The following is a 21,290-nucleotide window of genomic DNA, read 5'->3' as shown; positions in this document are numbered from 1 at the left end:
ACTTATTACAGTTGCTCCCTTTTACTTTTATTCTACGCTTGTTTCTAAAGCTACATCCGCAAAAGTATTATCATCACCTATATTTAAAATCACTTCACATTGACGCAATCTCAATTCAAAGAGCATGATAGAATCGTGATAGATTTCAGGATTTGATTTCATCTTATGTAATATCTCTTGTTTTTCTTGTATTTCTAAATGCGTGTTTTCTACAGCTTGCTTTAAGGAGTTAAATGGATTCCTAAAGAATATATTAATATCTCGCTCTTGTGTGTTTTCAAACAGCTCAAATTGCAAGAAAAATTTCTTCATAATAGAAGCCGTTACTTCAGTATAATCTTCATTTTCTACATACTGTTTGTATTTGTTATATAGCATAGATTTATTTTTAGGAAGAACTCCAAATAATTTACCGGCACTTTTCAGTAAAAATTGTGCTGGCGTAAATCGACGTAAAATATTTACTTCATCCATTTGTATTCTAGTCGTCATCCTGTCAGTATCTCTGCGCCAGTCATCAAGCACTTTAAAGTCACATTCTAACTGTATTCTATTTTCTCCAAATAGTGAATTAAGCCCTTCACTAAGTTCTTCTAAATACGTTTGACTTTGAAGAAGCTCATTATTAGAAGTTGCAATCCAATTTTGCATAGAAAGAGCCAGATTAGGTAACACAGTTTGTTCTAAATATTTATGCACTCTTTCATTCATTGCTTTATTTAGTTCCGTATCCATGTGCCCGAAATCACTTTCTTCACTAATTAAATTAGAACAGCTCTTTAATATCTTCGGAATATTTTCAGTAAGATCATTTGTAATTTCAGTCTTCATTGAACGATATGATTGTGTAATGAAATGAATTTTTTCCCTCTCAAATGTAGTAAGGTTATTAATGCTACCGTTTAGTTTCACTAGCATATCTTCATTCCAATTAATAGCATCCACTAGATTATTTTCTTTCTCAACACGTTTATCCAAAAGATATGTAATTGTTTTTCGAATGAAAAATAATAACTTTTCAGTACGTTCTACATCGATATTTTTATGATTAAAGTTAAAATGAATAAACTCAGTTAAATCATTTAATTGTTGACTACTTGTATATAACGAGGAATAAGGGAAAATTCTCGCATGCGGGAAATATGTGTTTATTCTCGTTGCCGTATCATGTAATACCCTTTTCACTTCTGCTTCACTGTAAATGTTATCGATTTTATTTAATAAGAAATGAATTTGTAAATTTGGCGTATGTTCTTGAATACTTAATAGAATGTCACGTTCTTTATCAGTAAAAGGTGAATCCGCATTCAATACGAATAGTAATTCGTCTACAGAATTCAAATATTCAAATATCTCATCTCTAGTGTCGTTATTCCTATTAAAGCCAGGTGTCACTACAAATGTAAGTTTATTTTCATTTAAAAATCTGCATGGTAATTTAAATTCAATACATGCTCTATCTCTATATGTTTGATGGTGCTGAGACATCATATTATAGTAATCAGAGACATCTTCCGTTGTTGTAATCGCTGAGTCTGTTATAGCATTTATTTCTATATGAGCATCATTTTTTAAAACTACTACATTTGAAATTGATTTTTCTAATATATTTTCTCCTAATATAGAGTTAATAAATGTAGTTTTTCCGTTCCCTGAAGTTCCTGTTACTAAAATACGATTTGTTCTTAAATCTGCGAGCTCGTCAACTAACCATTTAAATCGGTGACCTATTTCTATATTCTGCTTTTTTGCCCACTGTGTAATAGATTCAAAAAGGTGTAAGCTGTACTCTAAGCCATTTACATGATTAATAGAATGTGACAGTAAGTTTTCCGCATGTTCTATATTTGCTGAATCTATTTTGGAAGGGAAAATCTCATCCCATGCCAATACAGCTGCAGATGGAAATACAGCATAAGATGGATTGACCACCTTTAACCAATTTGCTAACAGATTTGGTATAATATCGTTTAATTGTCTAAGCGTATATTGACCTTGAATTAATGCAAAGTACGTTTCTTCGTAAAGAGCAGAAACTTTGTTCCATATATCAGACGATTGTATTTCAATATGTAAGAAAAATTCATTTATTGTATTAAGCCATAATAAATAATTTGGTTCATCTTTATAACTGTTCCAAAGTGATGAAACCATTTGTGTAAATTGTACTTGATCTACATTATTTAATGTAGCTAATGCATCATAAAAATAGTCTGGTGAAATATGTTTAGTAAACCCTTTATCGATATATCCTTTTAACACCTCAAACCACGGATACGATTCTATTCGAATTAACTCATTCACAGCAAGCTCTACTGCACTATCAAAATCTTGCTGTTCCTCATAAAAGGAACGGGCAATTTTTGTTACGTTCGGATAATCAGGATTTAAAGAAACTGCTTCTTTAATAACACCGAAAGCTGAGTCAAAATTATTTTGCTCAATGTAAAGAGAAAGTAATTGTAGTCTAATTTCGGTCATCAATATTTTATTATCAGTAGTAATAGAAGTATAAATATTTTCAGCAAATGATAACTGATTAAGTTCAAAATAAGCATCCGCAATATTTTTTTGTGCCCATGGTACTAATTCATTACTAACCTTCTCCCATTTAAAAATAGCTGCTTCAAAATCTTGATGACGATAATAAAATTCACCTTGTGCAAAACGAATATAAGACCCATCAGAAATCTCATTTTTTTCTTCGTTTACATAAGCTTGTCCAAGTACGTCAAGAGTTGGTTTTGTTTCATTCTCCATTAGGAATGTTTCATAATACATCTTTTTTATTAATTGTTTTTCTAATCTCATCTTTTCCCCCACTATATCTTGAAAATACATTTTTAAGATATGTCAATACTTTTTGTATGTATGCTTTTTATCTTAACAAAGAATATCTTTTGGAAAATTTCATTTTCCTTTCATTTTTCAAGTTAGATTGAATTTTTATGAGAAAAGTTTCAGTTTTTTTTCAATTCCCTTTCAGTTATGAAACAGCATTAAATGTTCCTAATAACCTAATAACACTATAATATTCCACATTATATTATCAGGAAAACCCCATATAAACCATATTATAAAAACAATCTATATTGAATTTATATACATAATTCACTGTGCTGTCAAACAAAAAAACAACAATAGGAGCCAACAGCTATTCATACCATTTCTTTCTCAAATTGTTTTCCTTTAAAATGTTTCAGTAGTTATGTAATTAAATTCCATTAACCTATATAAATAACTAGTCCAAAAAATATCTATATGCATATCATGTTATAGTAAAGAATTTAGGAGATCCTAAAAGGAGGCATTTTCATGTTTGAAGATAAATCTAAAATAAATTACCCATATGAATTTACTGAAACTACAACAGTTCCTCTAAAGAACCCCATTGATAAAAAATTCAAGAACGGCACAGGTACACATAACTTCCCAATTAAGAAGCACTATAAAGAGCAAGTTCTATACACTGAAAAAATTAATAATAATAAAAATAAGTAATTGTATAGACCTTTATAACAATTAGCCAAATAAGAAGCAACATTCAACCATGCATAGTTATTTAGTTAGTAATGATACAATTCATGCACATTTTAAAAAGTGCTGTATACAGCGCTTTTTTATACATAGATAAATTTAAGCTAACACAACCAAGAAATAAACTGTAAAATTACTCCACCATATTCTCGTTTAACTATTAAATCTACATATGAAAAGGGAGCAACAGTAAATGTTGCTCCCTTTTGAAATATAATTTATTCACTCTACATAACCCTCTTAAACATCTTCTCCAACTCATAAGTAGAATGATGCACAAGAATCGGTCTTCCGTGTGGGCATGTGTATGGGTTTGTTGTTGTACGTAATTCTTCCAGTAAGGCAAATATTTGATCGTTCGTTAAATATTGATTCGCTTTAATGGATGCTTTACAGCTCATCATGATGGCTGCTTCTTCACGTAACTTTTTAATATCCACTTTTTTTAGTTTGACAACTTGCTCCATCATTTCATCGATAATTTCTGTTTCTTGTCCTTTCGGGAACCATGTTGGATGCGAGCGGACGATAAAGGATTGATGGCCGAATTGTTCTAAAAATAGCCCAACTTTTTTTAGTTCTTCTAACTGTTCTTCGACACGTAAAAATTCAGTAAGAGATAGATCAATACGGTACGGTACAAGTAACTCTTGTACTTCTTGCGCTACCCTTCCTACTTTATCACGGAAGTATTCATAATTAATACGTTCCTGCGCGGCATGCTGGTCAATCATATATAAGCCTTTATCATTTTGAGCGAAAATATATGTTCCATGCATTTGTCCAATTGGATAAAGCGGTGGTAAGTCATTCCCGTTCATTTCAATCTCTTTTATTTCCCGAACTTCTTCTTCTAATTCCTCTAGTTCAAAATCCTCTTCATTACTGTCCCACGATTTCTCTTCTTGAATTGGTTCTTCGATTATCGGTTTAGTGGATGGTTGCCAACTTTGTTCTTCTCTTATGAGCGACTGTGGTGGTTGCCATTCTTGTTTCGGCGGTTGCCACAGTTGTGGTGGCTGTTTCACAGCCTGCGGTTCTTCTTGTTTTGCATCCATGCCAGTTGGTAAAACAATGTCCGGCATAGATGGTTCTTTCGGCTTCGCATGCTCAAACTGGAACTGTTCTTGCACACTTTCGTCTTTTTCTTTTTTCTTCGTTGTTACGCCTGCATCTGGAATGAGCTGTATTTTTTTAAATGCAGCTTGCAATGTTTCTTCGATCAGCTTTAGCAATTCTTGTTCTTTACTAAAACGAACCTCTAACTTCGCTGGATGTACGTTAACGTCAACTAGCATTGGATCCATTTCAATCGATAAGAAGCCAATTGGATACCGGCCAACTGGCAGTAATGTATGGTATCCTTGCTGAATTGCTTTCATTAGTACAAAGTTTCGAACGTAACGACCATTTACGATCGTTGACATATAATTACGAGATGCTCTCGTTACTTCTGGTAATGTTACATAGCCTTTAATTGTAAAGTCTAAAGATTCAGCTTCAATTGGAACAAGCTTCTTCGCAACTTGAATACTGTAAATCGATGCAAGTACTTGTCTTACATCACCGTTACCTGATGTATGAAGCAATTTCTTTTCATTATGAAACAGTTTTAACGATACTTCTGGATGTGACATTGCAATACGATACACGATATCTGTAATATTCCCGAGCTCCGTATGAATGGTTTTCATATATTTAAGACGCGCTGGTGTATTAAAGAATAAGTTTTGTACTGTAATATCTGTTCCTTTTCGGCTCGCAGTTTTCTCTTGTTTTATAATGTCTCCACCTTTAATTATGAGGTGTGTACCAGGCGCATCACCTGTGCTAGTAATTAATTCTAATTCACTAACAGAGGCAATACTCGGCAATGCCTCACCGCGGAAACCGAGTGTTCTTATGCGAAACAGATCGTTTTCATCTTTAATTTTACTCGTCGCATGGCGTTCAAAAGCGACGATACAGTCTTCTTCTGCAATACCATCACCGTTATCAATGATACGAATTTTCGATAACCCAGCTTCTTCTAAGTGGATTTCAATAGATGTACTATTCGCATCGATAGAATTTTCCACAAGTTCTTTTACGACTGAAGCAGGGCGCTCTACTACTTCCCCTGCCGCAATTAAGTTAGAGAGTTGGTCATCGAGTTTGCGAATTTTCCCCATCTACTTACTCATCCTTTCTTTAACTTTTTCTGTAAGCGATACAATTCGTTCATCGCTTCTAAAGGTGTCATATCAAGTAAATCGATTTTTTTAATTTGTGCGAGTACTGCCGTTTCTTTTTGATCTAGCAGAGGTTTTTCTTGTTTCTTCGAAGACTGTTCTCCTCCAAAGAAAGATAGTTGCGATTCTTCTTCAGTCTCTACTTTCGTTTCCTGTATTTCTGCTATTTCCTCTTTTACAACTACAGGTTCTGGAGCAGCTTCTTGTACTTTCACTTCTACTCGTTTTGGAATAATAATTTCTTCCTGTCCTTCTAGCTGTGCTAACACTTCTTTCGCGCGGGCGATTAAGCTATCTGGAAGCTCTGCAAGTTGCGCAACGTGAATTCCGTAACTTTTATCTGCTGCCCCGTCTTGAATTTTATGAAGGAATACTACTTTTCCATTCTCTTCAATTGCTGAAACGTGTACATTTTTCAGTTGATCTAAACTCTCTTCTAACACCGTTAATTCGTGATAATGCGTAGAGAATAACGTTTTTGCACCAATTTGGTCATGAATATGTTCAATAATTGCTTGTGCAAGTGCCATACCATCATAGGTAGATGTACCGCGTCCAATTTCATCGAATAAAATTAAACTTCTTTCTGATGCGTTTGCAATTGCATTTTTCGCTTCTAACATCTCGACCATAAATGTACTTTGACCTGATATTAAATCATCCGCTGCACCAATTCTCGTAAAGATTTGATCAAATACAGGTAATACTGCTTCTGTTGCTGGTACGAAACAACCGATTTGCGACATAACCGTTACAAGTGCTAATTGTCTCATATACGTACTTTTACCAGACATGTTCGGCCCTGTAATTAAAAAGACATCCATATTCTCTGGCATAATACAATCATTCGGTACATACAATTTCCCGTTCAATACTTTTTCAACGACAGGATGACGACCATCTTTAATAAAGATTTCGCGCTTCGTTGTCAGTACAGGTTTTACAAACTGTTCTTCTTCACTAACTGTCGCAAAACTTTGCAGTACGTCTAATTCACTAATTACTTTCGCTAAATGTTGTAATTTCGGAATAAATACTTTTACTTCTTCACGAAGTGCTGTAAATAAATCGTATTCTAGCTGTACAATTTTTTCTTCAGCTTCTAAGATTAACGTTTCTTTTTCTTTCAGTTCATCTGTAATGAAACGTTCAGCATTAGCAAGCGTCTGTTTACGCTCATAGCGACCTTCTGGAAGTGCTGCAAGATTCGCTTTCGTTACTTCAATGTAGTAACCGAAAATACGGTTGTATCCAATTTTTAACGATTTAATTCCAGTAATATCACGTTCTCTTTTTTCAAGCTCAGCAATCCACGTTTTCCCGTTTTTACTAACGTAACGATATTGATCAAGCTTGTCATTATAACCGTCTTTAATTATATCTCCATCTTTAATCGAAAGCGGTGGATTTTCTTGAATACTTCTTCCTAGTAATTCTGTTAAGCTTTCACATGGATCTGCACCTTGAATTAATCTCGATGCATAAGCGTTATCTAACAAACTAATTGCTTCTAAAATAGCTGGTACTTGAAGTAATGAACGTCTTAATTGTAATAAGTCTCTTGCATTTACGTTACCAAATGCAACTTTTCCTGCTAAACGTTCTAAATCATATACTTCTTTTAACTTTTCTTTTAAATCTTCACGTAAGAAGTAATCATTTACAAACGTTTCAACCATTTCTAAACGCTCTTCAATTCTTTCTTTCTGTATAAGTGGACGTTCCATCCACTGTTTTAACATACGACCACCCATAGCTGTTTTCGTCTTATCCAATAACCATAATAGTGATCCTGTTTTTTCCTTCGTTCGAAGTGTTTCTGTCAGTTCTAAATTTCGCTTTGAATGTACATCAATTTTCATAAATTGATTCGTATAATAAATTTCTACTGGTTGCAAATGATCTAACGAACGCTTTTGCGTTCTTATTACATAGTTAAATAAGCGTCCAACTGCTTTAATTAATTTTGCTTGTGAAACATTTTTCACAAGATGTTCTAACCCTTCTGGAATTACCGTTGCATCTTCATATGAAATCGTCATTTTCAATGTTTCAGTTAACTTGTTTAGTTCATCTTTAGAAAATGAAGAATCAACAACAATTTCTTTCGAACCAGTTGCATACACTTCTAATAAAATATCTTCTACTGAACCAGTCAATAACGTTACTGTATTTTGTCCAGTCGTTAAGTCGTTACAAGCTAATGCATATGATCCATCTTCAAAATGTGTTAATGCGGCTAAGAAGTTGTTTTCTTTCTCATCAATTGTACGCCCTTCCATCATCGTTCCTGGCGTAATTAATTGTACTACTTCACGACGTACTACACCTTTAGCTGTTTTCGGATCTTCTACTTGCTCACAGACTGCTACTTTATATCCTTTTTCAACAAGTTGTTCAATATAGTTTTTAGCCGCATGATACGGTACACCGCACATTGGTATACGTTCACTACTACCGCCATCTCGGCTCGTTAATGTAATTTCAAGTTCATGAGCTGCTTTTACAGCATCCTCAAAGAACATTTCATAAAAATCGCCTAAGCGAAAAAATAAAAAGGCATCTTGATAATCTGCCTTAACCTTTAAATATTGCTGTATCATAGGCGTATATTGAGTCATACTTTTCCTCCATAATTCTTACATGATAATCTATTTTCATATATGTCGCATTTCACGGACACTCTTATCTCCTATTTCAGGAGTCTTTCTTCATTATAACATATTTCATAAAGAATCATGTTCATTCAGCGCCACTTATGTAAAGTAAAAAGCTAGGAAGAACTTCTCCCTAGCTTTCTATTACTCTTCTTCTGCATCAACGATAAAGTTCGGATCTAATTCTTCAAATTCATCATCAGCAATTTGGAAATCATCATCTGATTCTACGCAGCCTTCAGGATTTACACTTACACAAATTTTCGTTTCTCCAACTACTTCTGTTACAAATTCACGTTCTACAGTTACAACAATTTTATTACCATTTGGTGATACAAGCGCTTCTAAACAATTTGGCGGCTGAATAACACGAGCAATAATTTCTAAATCGTCACCAGAAAAGTTTTTATCACGATAACCAATACTTACTTCGTCCGTGTAGTTCACACGTTCTGTTACAACTTCAGTCTTTGTATTTCCATCAAATGAATACCAAGTGTTCACATCATAGAAACCTTCAATTTCCACATGCTTTCCATTCTTTCTTGCTTCGTACGAGTGGTTAATTACCCAGCACCCTAAAATACTTGTTGGCTCATTATTCGATTCACATGTATGCGTTGACTTTGTATACTTACGTCCTTTTCCAACCACTGCTTTTGTAATAATCTCTCTAAATTCGGACATTCGTAACCCTCCTCAATCACTATTCACTTAATCATATGCGTGACAATAGCGGAATGTGTCATTCTTTTTTTGAGAAGAACTTACGTTTAATCCACAAAAAAAAGAGATGTCAATATGACATCTCTTTAACAACCACAATTTCCTTTTTTACTTTCTACCGCTGCGCCAGTTTCACCCTTTAGTACATCGCCACCAGTTGAAATTAATATTTCATCTGTTACGTTGTTAGAAATTGTACTAGCAACTAACTGTAATAAGTCATTTACGTATGTTTGTGAAGATTTAAATTGTTGTACGACTGGAATACTGTCTAACTTATCTTGCAATGCATCAATTTCAGCTTCTACCTTTTTTAAAGCTTCCCATTTCCCGTAATGTTGCAAGTTTACTGCTTGTTTTTGCAGTGCTTTAATTTCATCGATTGCGCGCTTTACATTTTCATTTTTATGAATTTGCGCCTCTGCTTTCTTAAAAAAATCAACTTCTTCTGTTTCAGAAATCATTTTTGCTAATTCTTTCGCTTGTTCAACAATGTCATCTTTCGAATATACTTTCATCTATTATTTCACCTCAATCGGCTCTTCAACTAATTCCCCGTTAAGAGACCAAGTTTTTGCTTCCGTTATTTTTACTTTCACAAGCTGACCAATTAAAGATTTTGAAGCGACGAAGTTTACAAGTTTATTCGTACGAGTATAACCTGCAAGTACTTCCGGATTATTTTTACTTTCCCCATCAACTAACACTTCTACAATTTGACCTTTGTAACGACTATTCTTTTCAATTGCCAACGTATTTACTAGTGTATTTAAGCGTTGAAGACGTTCTTTCTTTACTTCCATCGGTACATTATCTTTCATTTTTGCAGCTGGTGTACCTTCGCGAGGAGAGTAAATGAATGTAAAGGCAGTATCAAACCCTACTTCACGATATAACGACATCGTTTCTTCAAATTGCTCATCTGTTTCATTTGGAAAACCAACGATAATATCTGTTGTTAATACTGCATCTGGAATTGCTTCTTTAATTTTTCTTACAAGTTCTAAATAATGCTCACGCGAATATTTACGTGCCATAATTTTCAGCATATCTGTACTTCCAGATTGAACTGGTAAATGAATATGTTCTACTAGGTTGCCACCTTTTCCAAGCACTTCAATTAAGTGATCATCGAAATCACGTGGATGGCTCGTTGTAAAACGAATACGGGCAATATCAACTTTACGAAGTTCGTCCATTAAATCGCCAAGACCGTATTCTATATCTTCAAAGTCTTTACCATATGCATTTACGTTTTGTCCAAGTAAAGTAATTTCTTTATAACCATTTGCAGCTAAATGACGAATCTCTTGGATAATATCTTCTGGACGTCTACTTCGCTCTTTTCCTCGTGTATACGGTACAATACAATACGTACAGAACTTATCACAGCCATACATAATATTTACCCAAGCTTTAATATCACCACGACGTACTTTCGGAAGGTTTTCAATTACGTCACCTTCTTTTGACCATACTTCAACTACCGTCTCTTTCGAGAACATCGCATCTTTTAGAATGTACGGTAATCTATGAATATTATGCGTTCCAAATACCATATCTACATGCTGATTTTTCTGCATAATTTTATTTACAACAGATTCCTCTTGAGACATACAACCACATACACCAATTAAAAGGTCTGGATTTCTTCGTTTGAGTGACTTTAAATGGCCTAGCTCACCAAACACTTTATTTTCAGCATTTTCACGAATTGCACAAGTGTTTAATAAAACTACATCTGCATCCTCAGTTGAAAAAGTTGGTTCATATCCAAGTGCGGTGAAAATGCCTGCCATTACTTCCGTATCATGCTCATTCATTTGACAACCATATGTACGAATATAGAACTTTCTTCCTGTACCAAAATTGCGAAACTCTTCAGGTAAGCCAAAATCCCGTTCAATTTTAACTTCTTCTTTCCCGCGCTTTTTCGCATCCTTTAAGGAAGGTGGTTGATATACACTTTCAAAGTATTTACTATAATCTTTCTCTTCTTTTTTCGTAGAGGAATTTGCTTGTTGACTTGCTAATCGTTGTTGCTCGTTCATCGGTAATCTCCTTTCACCCTTAACTATACATACTCTATAGTCCATTTTAATGCGCCTAGACTCACCTCAAAAATGGTTAGATAGCTTGAGAGATAACTTGTCCTTTGAAACTTGAGTAATCAATCTAATCATTCATAAGAATGAAGTCTTCCCCACGCAAATAGACATTCCCTTTTTATCATTTCTTGTTGTCCTACCAAAAAGCATATTGCTTTATCCCTATAAACATTACCATAGTATGATGTATTTCGCCAATTTTAACAATAAAGAGGCCCTTTATTATCTTACATTTCACAAGCAATGAACTTGCCATTTTCATACAACGATTTATATATTATTTTATCATTCTGAATTTTCTAAGTAAATAAGACTACCCTATATTTTTGTACATAAAAAAAGGTTACCAAATCGGCAACCTCCTCTTCTTACATTACATAAACTCAGCAACAAGCTCATCAAACATTTTCTGATCCATATTTAAATCAGATTTCACTAAAGGCTCTTCACTATAGCCTTTAACAAGTTCTTGATATGATGGTTGCTTAGTATTTTGATAAATTAACCCTGTTACTAAACCGTTATTTTCCATTAACGTTTGCATAGCCATCATACGATTAGATGGATCATATCCCTCTACTGTGCTTAGTTTCGTTAAATTCTCTTTAAACCAATCGTAAGTATTTACTTTATTGTAAGTAACACATGGGCTAAATACGTTAATTAATGAAAATCCTTTATGGTTAATACCAGCTTCAATAATTTGTGTTAGTTCTTTTAAATCACTCGAAAAGCTTTGCGCCACAAATGTCGCACCAGCTGTTAAAGCCATTTCCATTACATTTAGTGATGGTTCAATTGAACCTTGTGGTGTGCTTTTCGTTTTAAATCCAGCTTCACTACGTGGTGAAGTTTGCCCTTTTGTTAATCCGTAAATTTGGTTATCCATTACGATGTAAGTAATGTCGATATTACGACGAATAGAATGGATTGTATGTCCCATACCAATCGCAAATCCATCACCGTCACCACCTGAAGCGATAACTGTTAAATCACGATTTGCCATTTTCACACCTTGTGCAATCGGAAGGGCACGACCATGAATACTATGCACACCATATGAATTAATATAACCTGAAATACGGCCTGAACAGCCGATACCAGAAATAACAGCAAGTTCATCTGGATTTAAGCCAACGTTAGCTGCTGCACGTTGAATTGCAGCTTGCACTGAGAAGTCTCCGCAACCTGGGCACCAGTTTGGCTTTACACTGTTACGAAAGTCCTTAAATGTTGCCATTTAATACAACCCCTTTTTTGCATTCGTTGTAAATCTCTTTCGGCAAGAATGGGTTTCCATCATATTTTAAAAGACTAGAAATTTTCTCACCATTACCAAGATTCATTTTCATAATGTTAGCAAGCTGACCCGTTGCATTGTTTTCTACTACTACAACACGCTTCGCCTTTTTTACAAGTGGATCGATTTCAGCTGTTGGGAACGGGTGAATTAAACGCACATGAGCATGGTTTACTTTCATACCCTCTTGTTCTAAACGCGTCATTGCCTCTTCGATCGCACCACGAGTTGAGTTAAATCCAACAAGCAATACGTCTGCTTCTTCATGCTTAACATTTTTATAAACAGGGGTATTAAACTTCAAGTTCTCCATTTTACGGAAACGTTTGTCCATTTGATCTTTACGGTTTATTGCTGATTCCGATGGTTTTCCAGTTTCATCATGTTCTACACCTGTAACATGGTGAACACCATTTTTCATACCAGGTAAAACACGTGGTGAAACGCCGTCTTCTGTTACTTCATAACGCTTGAAGTATGCTTTATTTTCACGTTCTGGTAATTCTACTTCTAAATCAAGCTTACCACGACGAATTTCCACTTTATCTAATTTAAGTGGTTCTACTGTTTGTTTTCCTAAAGAAAGCTGTAAATCTGTTAAGAAAATAACAGGAACTTGATATTCTTCAGATAAGTTAAATGCTTCTACAATGTCATAGAAAGCTTCTTCAACTGTACTTGGCGCCATTACGATTTTTGGAATTTCACCATGCGTACCGTAAATCATCGCCATTAAGTCAGACTGTTCTTGCTTAGTTGGTAATCCTGTACTTGGGCCGCCACGTTGTGTATCAACAATTACTAATGGAGTTTCTGTAATACCTGCTAAACCAATTGCTTCCATCATTAATGAAAGACCTGGACCAGCAGATGCCGTTAATGTACGAACACCAGCATAGTTTGCACCGATTGCCATTGTACAAGCTGCGATTTCATCCTCAGTTTGGATTACTGTTCCGCCGACTTTCGGTAATTTTTTAATTAAGTATTCCATAATTTCTGATGCAGGTGTGATTGGGTATGCTGACATAAAACGAGCACCACCAGCTACCGCACCAAATGCGATTGCATCGTTCCCAATCATAAACATGCGTTTTTTACCATCAGCTTTTTCAAGCTGCATCATGTTTACTTTCTCACCTAGTAATTCTTTCATATATTGAGAGCCACGTTTAATTGCGTCCATATTCTTTTGAACGACTTGCTCTCCTTTACGACCAAAGATTTCTTCAACAACATCTAAATAAGCTGTTTCATCTAATCCTAATACTGCACTTGATGCTCCAACAGCAACCATGTTTTTCATTAATGATGTGCCTAATTCTGAAGCAATATCTGTAAACGGTATCACATATAGATTTACATCTGTATTGTCAGGTATTGTTGGATTAAATTTCGCATCCGCAACTACAATTCCACCTGGACGTAGTTCGTGGAAATTAAAATCAATTGTTTCTTGGTCAAAAGCAATTAAAATATCTAAATCATCTGAGATCGCTCGTACTTCTGTTGTACTTACACGAATTTTATTATTTGTATGGCCGCCTTTTATACGTGATGAGAAGTGGCGGTAACCGTATAGGTAATATCCTAATCGGTTTAATGCAATACAGAAGATTTCTCCTGTACTTTCAATTCCTTCACCTTGTTGGCCTCCAACTTTCCATGAAAGTTGACTAATCATCTCCTACACCCCTTTTGGCTGCATTCATTGTAGTGTATTTTTTTACAGTAATAGTTTAGCATTTTTTATGCAAATAAACTACAACGGACGCAAATTATGCCTCTTCTGATTTCCCTGAATCTTTAGTATAAAGCTATTTTGTTTTTCATTCTAGTATTAGGTCTTAAAAAAAGCAATAAAATCAAATGAATTAATTTTAATTTTTCTGAATTTTAAACCAAAAATTAAAAACTCATATGTTCTACAAAATTATCATATAAAAATCGTTCTACAGTAGATGCAGCATAGTGTTTACAAAGCTCATTCATTACATTTTCATAATCTCGATAAACTGATACATTTACAACTGTTTCTAAAATCCCATCAAAATCTGAACCAAATCCTATATTGTACTCTCCACCTAATGAACAAATATATTCGATATGTCTTACTATATCTGTTATATTTGCTTCATTTTCATTCGTTAGAAACTGCGGTACAAAAGTGACACCGATCATGCCATTTTTCTTTATAAGAGCTTTAAGTTGTTCATCGTTTAAATTACGTGGGTGCTCGCAAAGTTTCATACAATTTGAGTGGGAAGCAATAGGATTTTTTGCAATCTCTATAACATCCCAAAAACTTCTTTCATTCAGATGAGACACATCAGTCCATACATGTAGCGCATTCAGTTCTTGTACAACCTGTTTACCAAAATTCGTTAAACCCGCCCCACGTGTCTCTAGCGCACCATCAGCTAAGAGATTGGCATAATTCCATGTTAGTCCAAAAGAACGTACTCCTAGGCGATACAACAACCTTAATTTCATTGCTTCTTTTCCAATTGCTTCGCATCCTTCTAGTGTTAATATCGCTCCAACCTCGTCCTGTTTTAACATGTTAATATCATCTTTTGTCTGAATAAACTTTACACCTGGTAGGGATAAAATTTCATTATAAAAAATATCTACCATTTGTAATGCTGCTTCAAATCGGTTTTCATATGCCACTGTTTCTGGTACATATATAGCAAAACATTGTATACTTCCTTTTCTTCTCTTCAACTGTTCAAATGTAATATGTAATTGTGAATCATCGTTAAAATTCCTTTTCCCTTGTGCACTCCATAACTGAAGAAGCACGTCACAATGAGCATCAAAAATTTTCATTTTCATTCCTCCATTATAAAAACAACCTGTTTGCATACTGCAAACAGGTTGTTTAAAACTTAACGAGGTTCTACAATTAATTTTATTGCTGTACGCTCTTCGCCATCAATCATAATATCTGTAAACGCTGGGATACAAATCAGGTCCAAACCACTAGGCGCTACAAATCCTCTTGCGATTGCTACTGCCTTTACCGCTTGGTTCAATGCACCTGCACCAATAGCTTGAATTTCTGCTGTTCCGCGTTCGCGAATAACACCTGCAAGTGCACCAGCTACAGAATTAGGGACCGACGTTGCTTTAACTTTTAATATTTCCATTCCGCGTTTCCTCCTCGTTTCTTTAAAAAGTATTAGCAATTATTTCACTTTAACTTATATTCACGAGGAATGGCGCGTATTCCTGCTAAATTTTCGTAATTTTTCTAAAAAATTAAAATATAATAACTCATCTAAAATTTAACGAAAATTTACTCAAAAAATGGTTGATCGTCATTAATTAAAATACGTTCAATTTTCTTTGCTTTTCCTGTATTTGGATCCACATCAATTAACACTGCACTTAATTGCGTTCTACCATTTGTTACTTCAAATCGTACTGGTAAGTTTGTTAAAAACTTCTTCAATACTGCTTCTCTGTCCATACCTAATATTCCGTCATACGGCCCTGTCATCCCAACATCTGTAATATATGCCGTTCCGCTTGGTAAAATACGGTTATCCGCTGTAGGGACATGCGTATGCGTACCTACTACTGCTGTAGCACGTCCATCTACATACCAACCTAGCGCTTGTTTTTCACTTGTAGTCTCCGCATGGAAATCAACAAATATAATATTCGTACGCTTTTTCGCAATATTAATTAATTCATCCACTTTACGGAATGGACAATCAATTGGAGGAAGGAAAGTACGTCCTTGTAAGTTAATAACTGCAACTTCTGTTCCATTACAGTTCACAAAGATAAGTCCTTTTCCTGGAGTTCCTTCTGGGAAGTTAGCTGGTCTTGCAAGATATTTTGCATCATCGATGAATTCAAATACTTCACGATTATCCCAAGCGTGGTTTCCAAGTGTAACTGCCTGCGCCCCACACTCTAAAAAGTTTCGATATATTTTTTCTGTAATCCCACGGCCACCTGCTGCATTTTCTCCATTAATGATTGTTACTGTAGGTGTATATTTTTTCTTTAATGCCGGTACGTATTGTTGAATCATACCTCTACCAGGAGATCCTACTACATCCCCAACAAATAATATTCTCATATGTCTTACCCTTTCTATGTACTGCATTTTTTATTGCTATAGCATCAAGTAAATTCCTTATAATATGTTTATTATAAGTTTGTTTCACTTTTATACTATATAACTAACTGTCTTTATTTTATCCAATTCCAACACAAAAAAATAAAGTGGTGTTTCACCACTTTATTTTGCGTATTCCACTGCACGTGTTTCACGAATAACAGTTACTTTAATATGTCCTGGGTAATCCAGTTCATTTTCAATACGTTTTCGGATATCACGAGCTAAACGATGAGCTTCTAAGTCATCGATTGTATCTGGTTTTACCAAAATACGAACTTCACGTCCTGCTTGAATTGCAAATGACTTTTCAACGCCTTCATAAGACTCTGAAATCTCTTCTAACTTTTCAAGACGACGAATATAGTTTTCAAGTGTTTCACTACGAGCTCCCGGTCTTGCAGCTGATAAAGCATCTGCTGCTGCAACTAAAACTGCAATGATAGAAGTTGGTTCTGTGTCACCATGGTGAGATGCGATACTGTTTATAACTACAGGATGCTCTTTATATTTCGTTGCAAGTTCAACACCAATTTCAACGTGGCTTCCTTCTACTTCATGGTCAATCGCTTTTCCGATATCATGTAATAGACCTGCACGTCTTGCTAGTTTTTCATCCTCGCCAAGCTCTGCCGCCATAAGTCCAGTTAAATATGCAACTTCCATAGAGTGTTTTAAGACGTTTTGACCATAACTTGTACGGTATTTTAAACGACCTAAAATTTTAATTAAATCTGGATGTAATCCATGAACACCCACTTCAAACGTTGTTTGCTCTCCGACTTCGCGAATATACTCGTCCACTTCACGTCTTGATTTTTCGACCATCTCTTCAATACGCGCTGGGTGAATACGTCCGTCCTGTACTAGTTTATCAAGAGCGATACGAGCTGTTTCACGACGAATTGGGTCGAATCCAGAAAGGATTACTGCCTCTGGTGTATCATCGATAATTAAGTCAATACCCGTTAACGTTTCTAACGTACGAATATTACGACCTTCACGCCCGATAATACGTCCCTTCATTTCGTCATTTGGAAGATTTACAACCGAAACGGTTGTTTCAGCAACATGATCAGCTGCACATCTTTGCATTGCAAGAGATAAAATCTCTTTTGCTTTCTTATCCGCTTCTTCTTTCGCGCGAACTTCACTCTCTTTTACCATAACAGCGATTTCATGAGAAACTTCACTTTCTACTTTACCAAGAATAATTGCTTTCGCTTGTTCGCGTGTCAGATTGGAAATGCGCTCTAATTCTGTTTGTTGCTTTTGAACTAACTCTCCCACTTTGCTTTCCAACTCTTCAATCTGTTGTTGTCTCGCTACAAGAGATTCCTCTTTCTTCTCTAACTGCTGCTCGCGTTTATCGAGCGTTTCGTCTTTACGATCAAGGTTCTCTTCTTTTTGCATTAAACGATTTTCTTGTTTTTGTAATTCGCTTCTACGGTCACGAATTTCTAATTCAGCTTCTGTACGAAGTGTATGAATTTCATCCTTTGCTTCTAAAAGCGCTTCTTTCTTAAGTGCTTCAGCATCACGATTCGCTTCGTCTAAAATACGTCTCGCTTCATTAGCTGCACCATTAATCTTCGCTTCAGCAATAGACTTTCGAACAAAAAAGCCAACAACTGCACCGACTGTTGCAAGCAAAATGGAGATGAGTATCCAAACTGTACTCGTCATGATTTCACCTCCCCTTGCTATGAATGAAAAAAGACTGTCGGCATGTACATTGAATTACAACATACAGCAAAGACCGTCGTCCCGCTTTTTTAAGGGACTTTCTTCATTTCACAATTAAAATGTCATATTATTATTTCGGTAAGATTTAAACCTTACTCCGAATATTACTTCTCTTCTTGAGAAGAGTATATTGTATATAAGAAAAAATATACATTCTCATTGTATCTATCGTAATTTTCATTGTCAAGCGTTGTCTACTTTTACTTTCTTTGCCTTCAGCCTTGAATGTGACCTAAATTTTAAAAGTAAGGAGCCTACTATACTGGAAAACCTTAGTAATTCCCATTTCTTTTACTTAAAATATTTATATATCCCTCTTTACACAACGCATTTGAAGTAAAAAAATATTTTTTATCTATAGTATTATGCTCCTTAATAGTAGATAAAAAAATAAAAGACACGAGGCCGTGTCTTTTATTTTTTTAATCAAGAAGAGTTGAATCTTCTGCGCCCTCAGCACCAGAATCTTCACTAATTCCGTGATGCTCACGAATAAAGAAAGCAATTTCTTCTCTTAAATCTGTATTTTCTTTTAAGAACTGCTTCGAATTTTCACGACCTTGTCCTAGGCGTTCTTCATTATAAGAATACCAAGCACCGCTCTTTTGAACGATATCAAGCTCAGAAGCCATATCCAAGATTTCACCTTCTCTTGAAATACCTTCTCCGTACATAATATCAACTTCAGCAACACGGAATGGTGGTGCTACTTTATTTTTCACTACTTTTACTTTTGTTTTATTACCAACGATGTCGTTACCTTGCTTTAATTGCTCCGCACGACGCACTTCAAGACGAACAGTTGAATAGAATTTCAACGCACGACCACCTGGAGTTGTTTCTGGGTTTCCGAACATAACCCCAACTTTTTCACGAATTTGGTTAATAAAGATTGCAATTGTTTTTGATTTGTTGATTGCTCCTGAAAGCTTACGAAGTGCTTGTGACATTAAACGTGCTTGTAAACCTACGTGTGAGTCACCCATGTCGCCTTCAATCTCTGCTTTCGGTACAAGAGCTGCTACAGAGTCAATTACGATAATGTCAACCGCACCACTTCGTACAAGTGCTTCCGCGATTTCTAATCCTTGCTCCCCTGTATCAGGCTGTGATAATAGTAATTCATCTATGTTAACGCCTAGTTTTTGTGCATATACAGGATCCATTGCGTGCTCCGCATCGATGAATGCTGCTTGTCCACCTTGACGTTGTACTTCTGCAATTGCATGTAATGAAACTGTCGTTTTACCTGAACTTTCAGGTCCGTAAATTTCGATAATACGGCCACGTGGATATCCGCCTACCCCTAGTGCCACATCAAGTGCTAAAGAACCACTAGAAACCGTAGAAACTCTACGCTCCGCTTGTTCTCCTAATTTCATAATTGAACCTTTACCGAATTGCTTCTCTATTTGTTTTAACGCCATATCTAACGCTGCTTGACGATCACTCATTCAAAATTCCTCCTTAACTGAATTGCTAATCTTATTATACCTATTTTCAATTCAATTTGCCAACAAAAATCGAACATTTATTCGATTTTTTTATTTTCTATCAAATAACATCTAAATTTAACCGTAAAAAAACTAGAAGAAACTTATATCTCTTCTAGCTTTTTATATAAATGATAAAATCCATATTTTGCTGTTCGTTCTCTAATTTGTTGACGACTTCCGCTTAAATTAAGAGAAAAGACTACAGTTGGTTCATCCTTAATCGAAAGCCCAACAAATACTGTTCCTGGTTCTTTCTGTTCTGAAGCATCTGGCCCTGCTACCCCAGTGAAACTAATTCCAATATCCGCTTTTAGTACATCCTTAACATTTTCAGCAAGATAACGAGCACATTCTTTACTAACTGCACCATCAGTATGCAACACTTCTTCAGGCACACGTAAAACAGATTGCTTCACATCATTATGATAACAAATGACACCGCCTTTAAACACAGAAGAAACACCAGCGTTTTCAGTTACTTGATTTCCAAAAAGACCACCTGTTAAACTTTCTGCACACGCTAAAGTTAACCCTTTTCTCTTCAATAACTCGATTGCCTTATAATGCAAAAATTCTTGGTCATATCCGTAGAAAAATTCTCCTACTCTTTCTAAAATCAAATCTTCCACATGTTGAATTAGTTTCTCCGCTTCGCTAACATTTTGATGCTTAGCGGTTAAACGTAATGTCACTTCTCCATCATTTGCTAACGGGGCAATTGTTGGGTTTGTTTGTCCATCAATTAAATCTTGAACTTTCACCTCTAATTGGGACTCCCCAATACCGAAGAAACGAAGCACACGAGAATAAATGTTTTCTCCTGTTGTAAAATTACGTAAAAAAGGCTCTACGTAACTTACATACATTGGTTTCATTTCTTTTGGCGGCCCTGGTAATAAAATATAAACTTTTCCGTTCTTATTTACCCCCATACCCGGCGCCATACCGTGATCATTTGCAAATACTGTTGCTCCATTTAAAACGAGCGCTTGCTTTTTATTATTCTCCGTAAATTCACGGCCTGTACGCTTAAAGTAATTACTTATTAAGGCTAATGCCTTTTCATCATACACAAGCTCTTCATCTAAACTAGCAGCTATCGTTTCTTTCGTTAAATCATCTTTTGTCGGTCCTAATCCACCTGTAAAAATAAGTATATCAGCACGTTCTTCCGCAGCTTCAATCGCCTTTTGCAATCGCTTATTATTATCACCAACAACAGTATGATAGTACACGTTAATTCCGATTGAAGCTAACTTTTCAGATAAAAACTGGGCATTTGTATTTGCAATTTGTCCAAGTAATAATTCAGTTCCAACCGCAATAATCTCAGCATTCATCCCAATTCCCCCAT

The 21,290-nt window shown here is 35.4% G+C and carries 15 protein-coding genes; 1 reads left to right on the top strand and 14 read right to left on the bottom strand.

Going from position 1 to position 21,290, the window contains the following annotated elements; translation table 11 throughout:
- Positions 1-27 precede the first annotated feature (27 nt).
- The gene (locus tag ACS2QP_RS03200; RefSeq protein ID WP_438882124.1) at positions 28-2,811 is read right to left on the bottom strand and encodes a dynamin family protein; all 2,784 of its coding nucleotides are present in this window, start codon (positions 2,809-2,811) and stop codon (positions 28-30) included.
- Between the two features lie 504 nt (positions 2,812-3,315).
- On the opposite strand from ACS2QP_RS03200, the gene ACS2QP_RS03195 reads away from it, so the two are divergent.
- Positions 3,316-3,501: a hypothetical protein gene (locus ACS2QP_RS03195; protein WP_000461138.1), complete on the top strand. Its 186-nt coding sequence runs from the start codon at positions 3,316-3,318 to the stop codon at positions 3,499-3,501.
- A gap of 263 nt (positions 3,502-3,764) precedes the next feature.
- On the opposite strand, the gene mutL is transcribed toward ACS2QP_RS03195, so the two are convergent.
- The 13 genes from mutL to ACS2QP_RS03130 form a co-directional block, all read right to left on the bottom strand.
- A complete protein-coding gene (gene mutL, locus ACS2QP_RS03190) occupies positions 3,765-5,708 on the bottom strand; it encodes a DNA mismatch repair endonuclease MutL (RefSeq protein ID WP_000516465.1) in 1,944 nt (647 codons plus the stop codon).
- A gap of 8 nt (positions 5,709-5,716) precedes the next feature.
- Positions 5,717-8,389: a DNA mismatch repair protein MutS gene (mutS, locus tag ACS2QP_RS03185; protein ID WP_153580556.1), complete on the bottom strand. Its 2,673-nt coding sequence runs from the start codon at positions 8,387-8,389 to the stop codon at positions 5,717-5,719.
- A 180-nt stretch (positions 8,390-8,569) separates the two neighbouring features.
- Positions 8,570-9,112: an outer spore coat protein CotE gene (gene cotE, locus ACS2QP_RS03180; protein ID WP_001288799.1), complete on the bottom strand. Its 543-nt coding sequence runs from the start codon at positions 9,110-9,112 to the stop codon at positions 8,570-8,572.
- 125 nt (positions 9,113-9,237) lie between these two features.
- Entirely contained in the window at positions 9,238-9,669 is a 432-nt protein-coding gene (locus ACS2QP_RS03175) for a RicAFT regulatory complex protein RicA family protein (RefSeq protein ID WP_000870461.1), read from the bottom strand.
- Between the two features lie 3 nt (positions 9,670-9,672).
- A complete protein-coding gene (gene miaB / locus ACS2QP_RS03170; protein ID WP_001005386.1) occupies positions 9,673-11,202 on the bottom strand; it encodes a tRNA (N6-isopentenyl adenosine(37)-C2)-methylthiotransferase MiaB in 1,530 nt (509 codons plus the stop codon).
- A gap of 430 nt (positions 11,203-11,632) precedes the next feature.
- The gene (locus ACS2QP_RS03165) at positions 11,633-12,499 is read right to left on the bottom strand and encodes a 2-oxoacid:ferredoxin oxidoreductase subunit beta (RefSeq protein ID WP_000190155.1); all 867 of its coding nucleotides are present in this window, start codon (positions 12,497-12,499) and stop codon (positions 11,633-11,635) included.
- Positions 12,486-14,243 (bottom strand): 2-oxoacid:acceptor oxidoreductase subunit alpha, encoded by a 1,758-nt coding sequence (locus tag ACS2QP_RS03160; RefSeq protein ID WP_000625418.1) that lies wholly within the window; start codon positions 14,241-14,243, stop codon positions 12,486-12,488. The genes ACS2QP_RS03165 and ACS2QP_RS03160 overlap by 14 nt, the downstream gene beginning before the upstream one ends.
- Positions 14,244-14,467: 224 nt before the next feature.
- Positions 14,468-15,391 (bottom strand): dipeptidase, encoded by a 924-nt coding sequence (locus tag ACS2QP_RS03155; protein ID WP_000688045.1) that lies wholly within the window; start codon positions 15,389-15,391, stop codon positions 14,468-14,470.
- Between the two features lie 59 nt (positions 15,392-15,450).
- The gene (gene spoVS, locus ACS2QP_RS03150) at positions 15,451-15,711 is read right to left on the bottom strand and encodes a stage V sporulation protein SpoVS (RefSeq protein WP_000404341.1); all 261 of its coding nucleotides are present in this window, start codon (positions 15,709-15,711) and stop codon (positions 15,451-15,453) included.
- A gap of 149 nt (positions 15,712-15,860) precedes the next feature.
- The gene (locus ACS2QP_RS03145) at positions 15,861-16,655 is read right to left on the bottom strand and encodes a TIGR00282 family metallophosphoesterase (RefSeq protein ID WP_001221095.1); all 795 of its coding nucleotides are present in this window, start codon (positions 16,653-16,655) and stop codon (positions 15,861-15,863) included.
- 162 nt (positions 16,656-16,817) lie between these two features.
- Positions 16,818-18,380, bottom strand: coding sequence for a ribonuclease Y (gene rny, locus ACS2QP_RS03140; RefSeq protein ID WP_000204911.1), 1,563 nt, complete (start codon positions 18,378-18,380; stop codon positions 16,818-16,820).
- Between the two features lie 482 nt (positions 18,381-18,862).
- The gene (recA, locus tag ACS2QP_RS03135) at positions 18,863-19,894 is read right to left on the bottom strand and encodes a recombinase RecA (protein WP_001283860.1); all 1,032 of its coding nucleotides are present in this window, start codon (positions 19,892-19,894) and stop codon (positions 18,863-18,865) included.
- 143 nt (positions 19,895-20,037) lie between these two features.
- Positions 20,038-21,276 (bottom strand): competence/damage-inducible protein A, encoded by a 1,239-nt coding sequence (locus ACS2QP_RS03130; protein ID WP_048656453.1) that lies wholly within the window; start codon positions 21,274-21,276, stop codon positions 20,038-20,040.
- Between the last annotated feature and the right edge of the window lie 14 nt (positions 21,277-21,290).

Origin of the sequence: Bacillus cereus group sp. Bce019, assembly GCF_051781745.1 — a bacterium.
Classification (GTDB): domain Bacteria; phylum Bacillota; class Bacilli; order Bacillales; family Bacillaceae_G; genus Bacillus_A; species Bacillus_A cereus.
Note: the sequence above shows the minus strand (reverse complement) of the source record. Positions and strands in the feature narration are given on the sequence as shown.

What these genes read in the sequence shown, in the direction of transcription:
- ACS2QP_RS03200 (WP_438882124.1), bottom strand. Translation starts at nt 2,811, where the DNA reads ATGAGATTAGAAAAACAATTAATAAAAAAGATGTATTATGAAACATTC.
- ACS2QP_RS03195 (WP_000461138.1), top strand. Translation starts at nt 3,316, where the DNA reads ATGTTTGAAGATAAATCTAAAATAAATTACCCATATGAATTTACTGAA.
- mutL (WP_000516465.1), bottom strand. Translation starts at nt 5,708, where the DNA reads ATGGGGAAAATTCGCAAACTCGATGACCAACTCTCTAACTTAATTGCG.
- mutS (WP_153580556.1), bottom strand. Translation starts at nt 8,389, where the DNA reads ATGACTCAATATACGCCTATGATACAGCAATATTTAAAGGTTAAGGCA.
- cotE (WP_001288799.1), bottom strand. Translation starts at nt 9,112, where the DNA reads ATGTCCGAATTTAGAGAGATTATTACAAAAGCAGTGGTTGGAAAAGGA.
- ACS2QP_RS03175 (WP_000870461.1), bottom strand. Translation starts at nt 9,669, where the DNA reads ATGAAAGTATATTCGAAAGATGACATTGTTGAACAAGCGAAAGAATTA.
- miaB (WP_001005386.1), bottom strand. Translation starts at nt 11,202, where the DNA reads ATGAACGAGCAACAACGATTAGCAAGTCAACAAGCAAATTCCTCTACG.
- ACS2QP_RS03165 (WP_000190155.1), bottom strand. Translation starts at nt 12,499, where the DNA reads ATGGCAACATTTAAGGACTTTCGTAACAGTGTAAAGCCAAACTGGTGC.
- ACS2QP_RS03160 (WP_000625418.1), bottom strand. Translation starts at nt 14,243, where the DNA reads ATGATTAGTCAACTTTCATGGAAAGTTGGAGGCCAACAAGGTGAAGGA.
- ACS2QP_RS03155 (WP_000688045.1), bottom strand. Translation starts at nt 15,391, where the DNA reads ATGAAAATTTTTGATGCTCATTGTGACGTGCTTCTTCAGTTATGGAGT.
- spoVS (WP_000404341.1), bottom strand. Translation starts at nt 15,711, where the DNA reads ATGGAAATATTAAAAGTTAAAGCAACGTCGGTCCCTAATTCTGTAGCT.
- ACS2QP_RS03145 (WP_001221095.1), bottom strand. Translation starts at nt 16,655, where the DNA reads ATGAGAATATTATTTGTTGGGGATGTAGTAGGATCTCCTGGTAGAGGT.
- rny (WP_000204911.1), bottom strand. Translation starts at nt 18,380, where the DNA reads ATGACGAGTACAGTTTGGATACTCATCTCCATTTTGCTTGCAACAGTC.
- recA (WP_001283860.1), bottom strand. Translation starts at nt 19,894, where the DNA reads ATGAGTGATCGTCAAGCAGCGTTAGATATGGCGTTAAAACAAATAGAG.
- ACS2QP_RS03130 (WP_048656453.1), bottom strand. Translation starts at nt 21,276, where the DNA reads ATGAATGCTGAGATTATTGCGGTTGGAACTGAATTATTACTTGGACAA.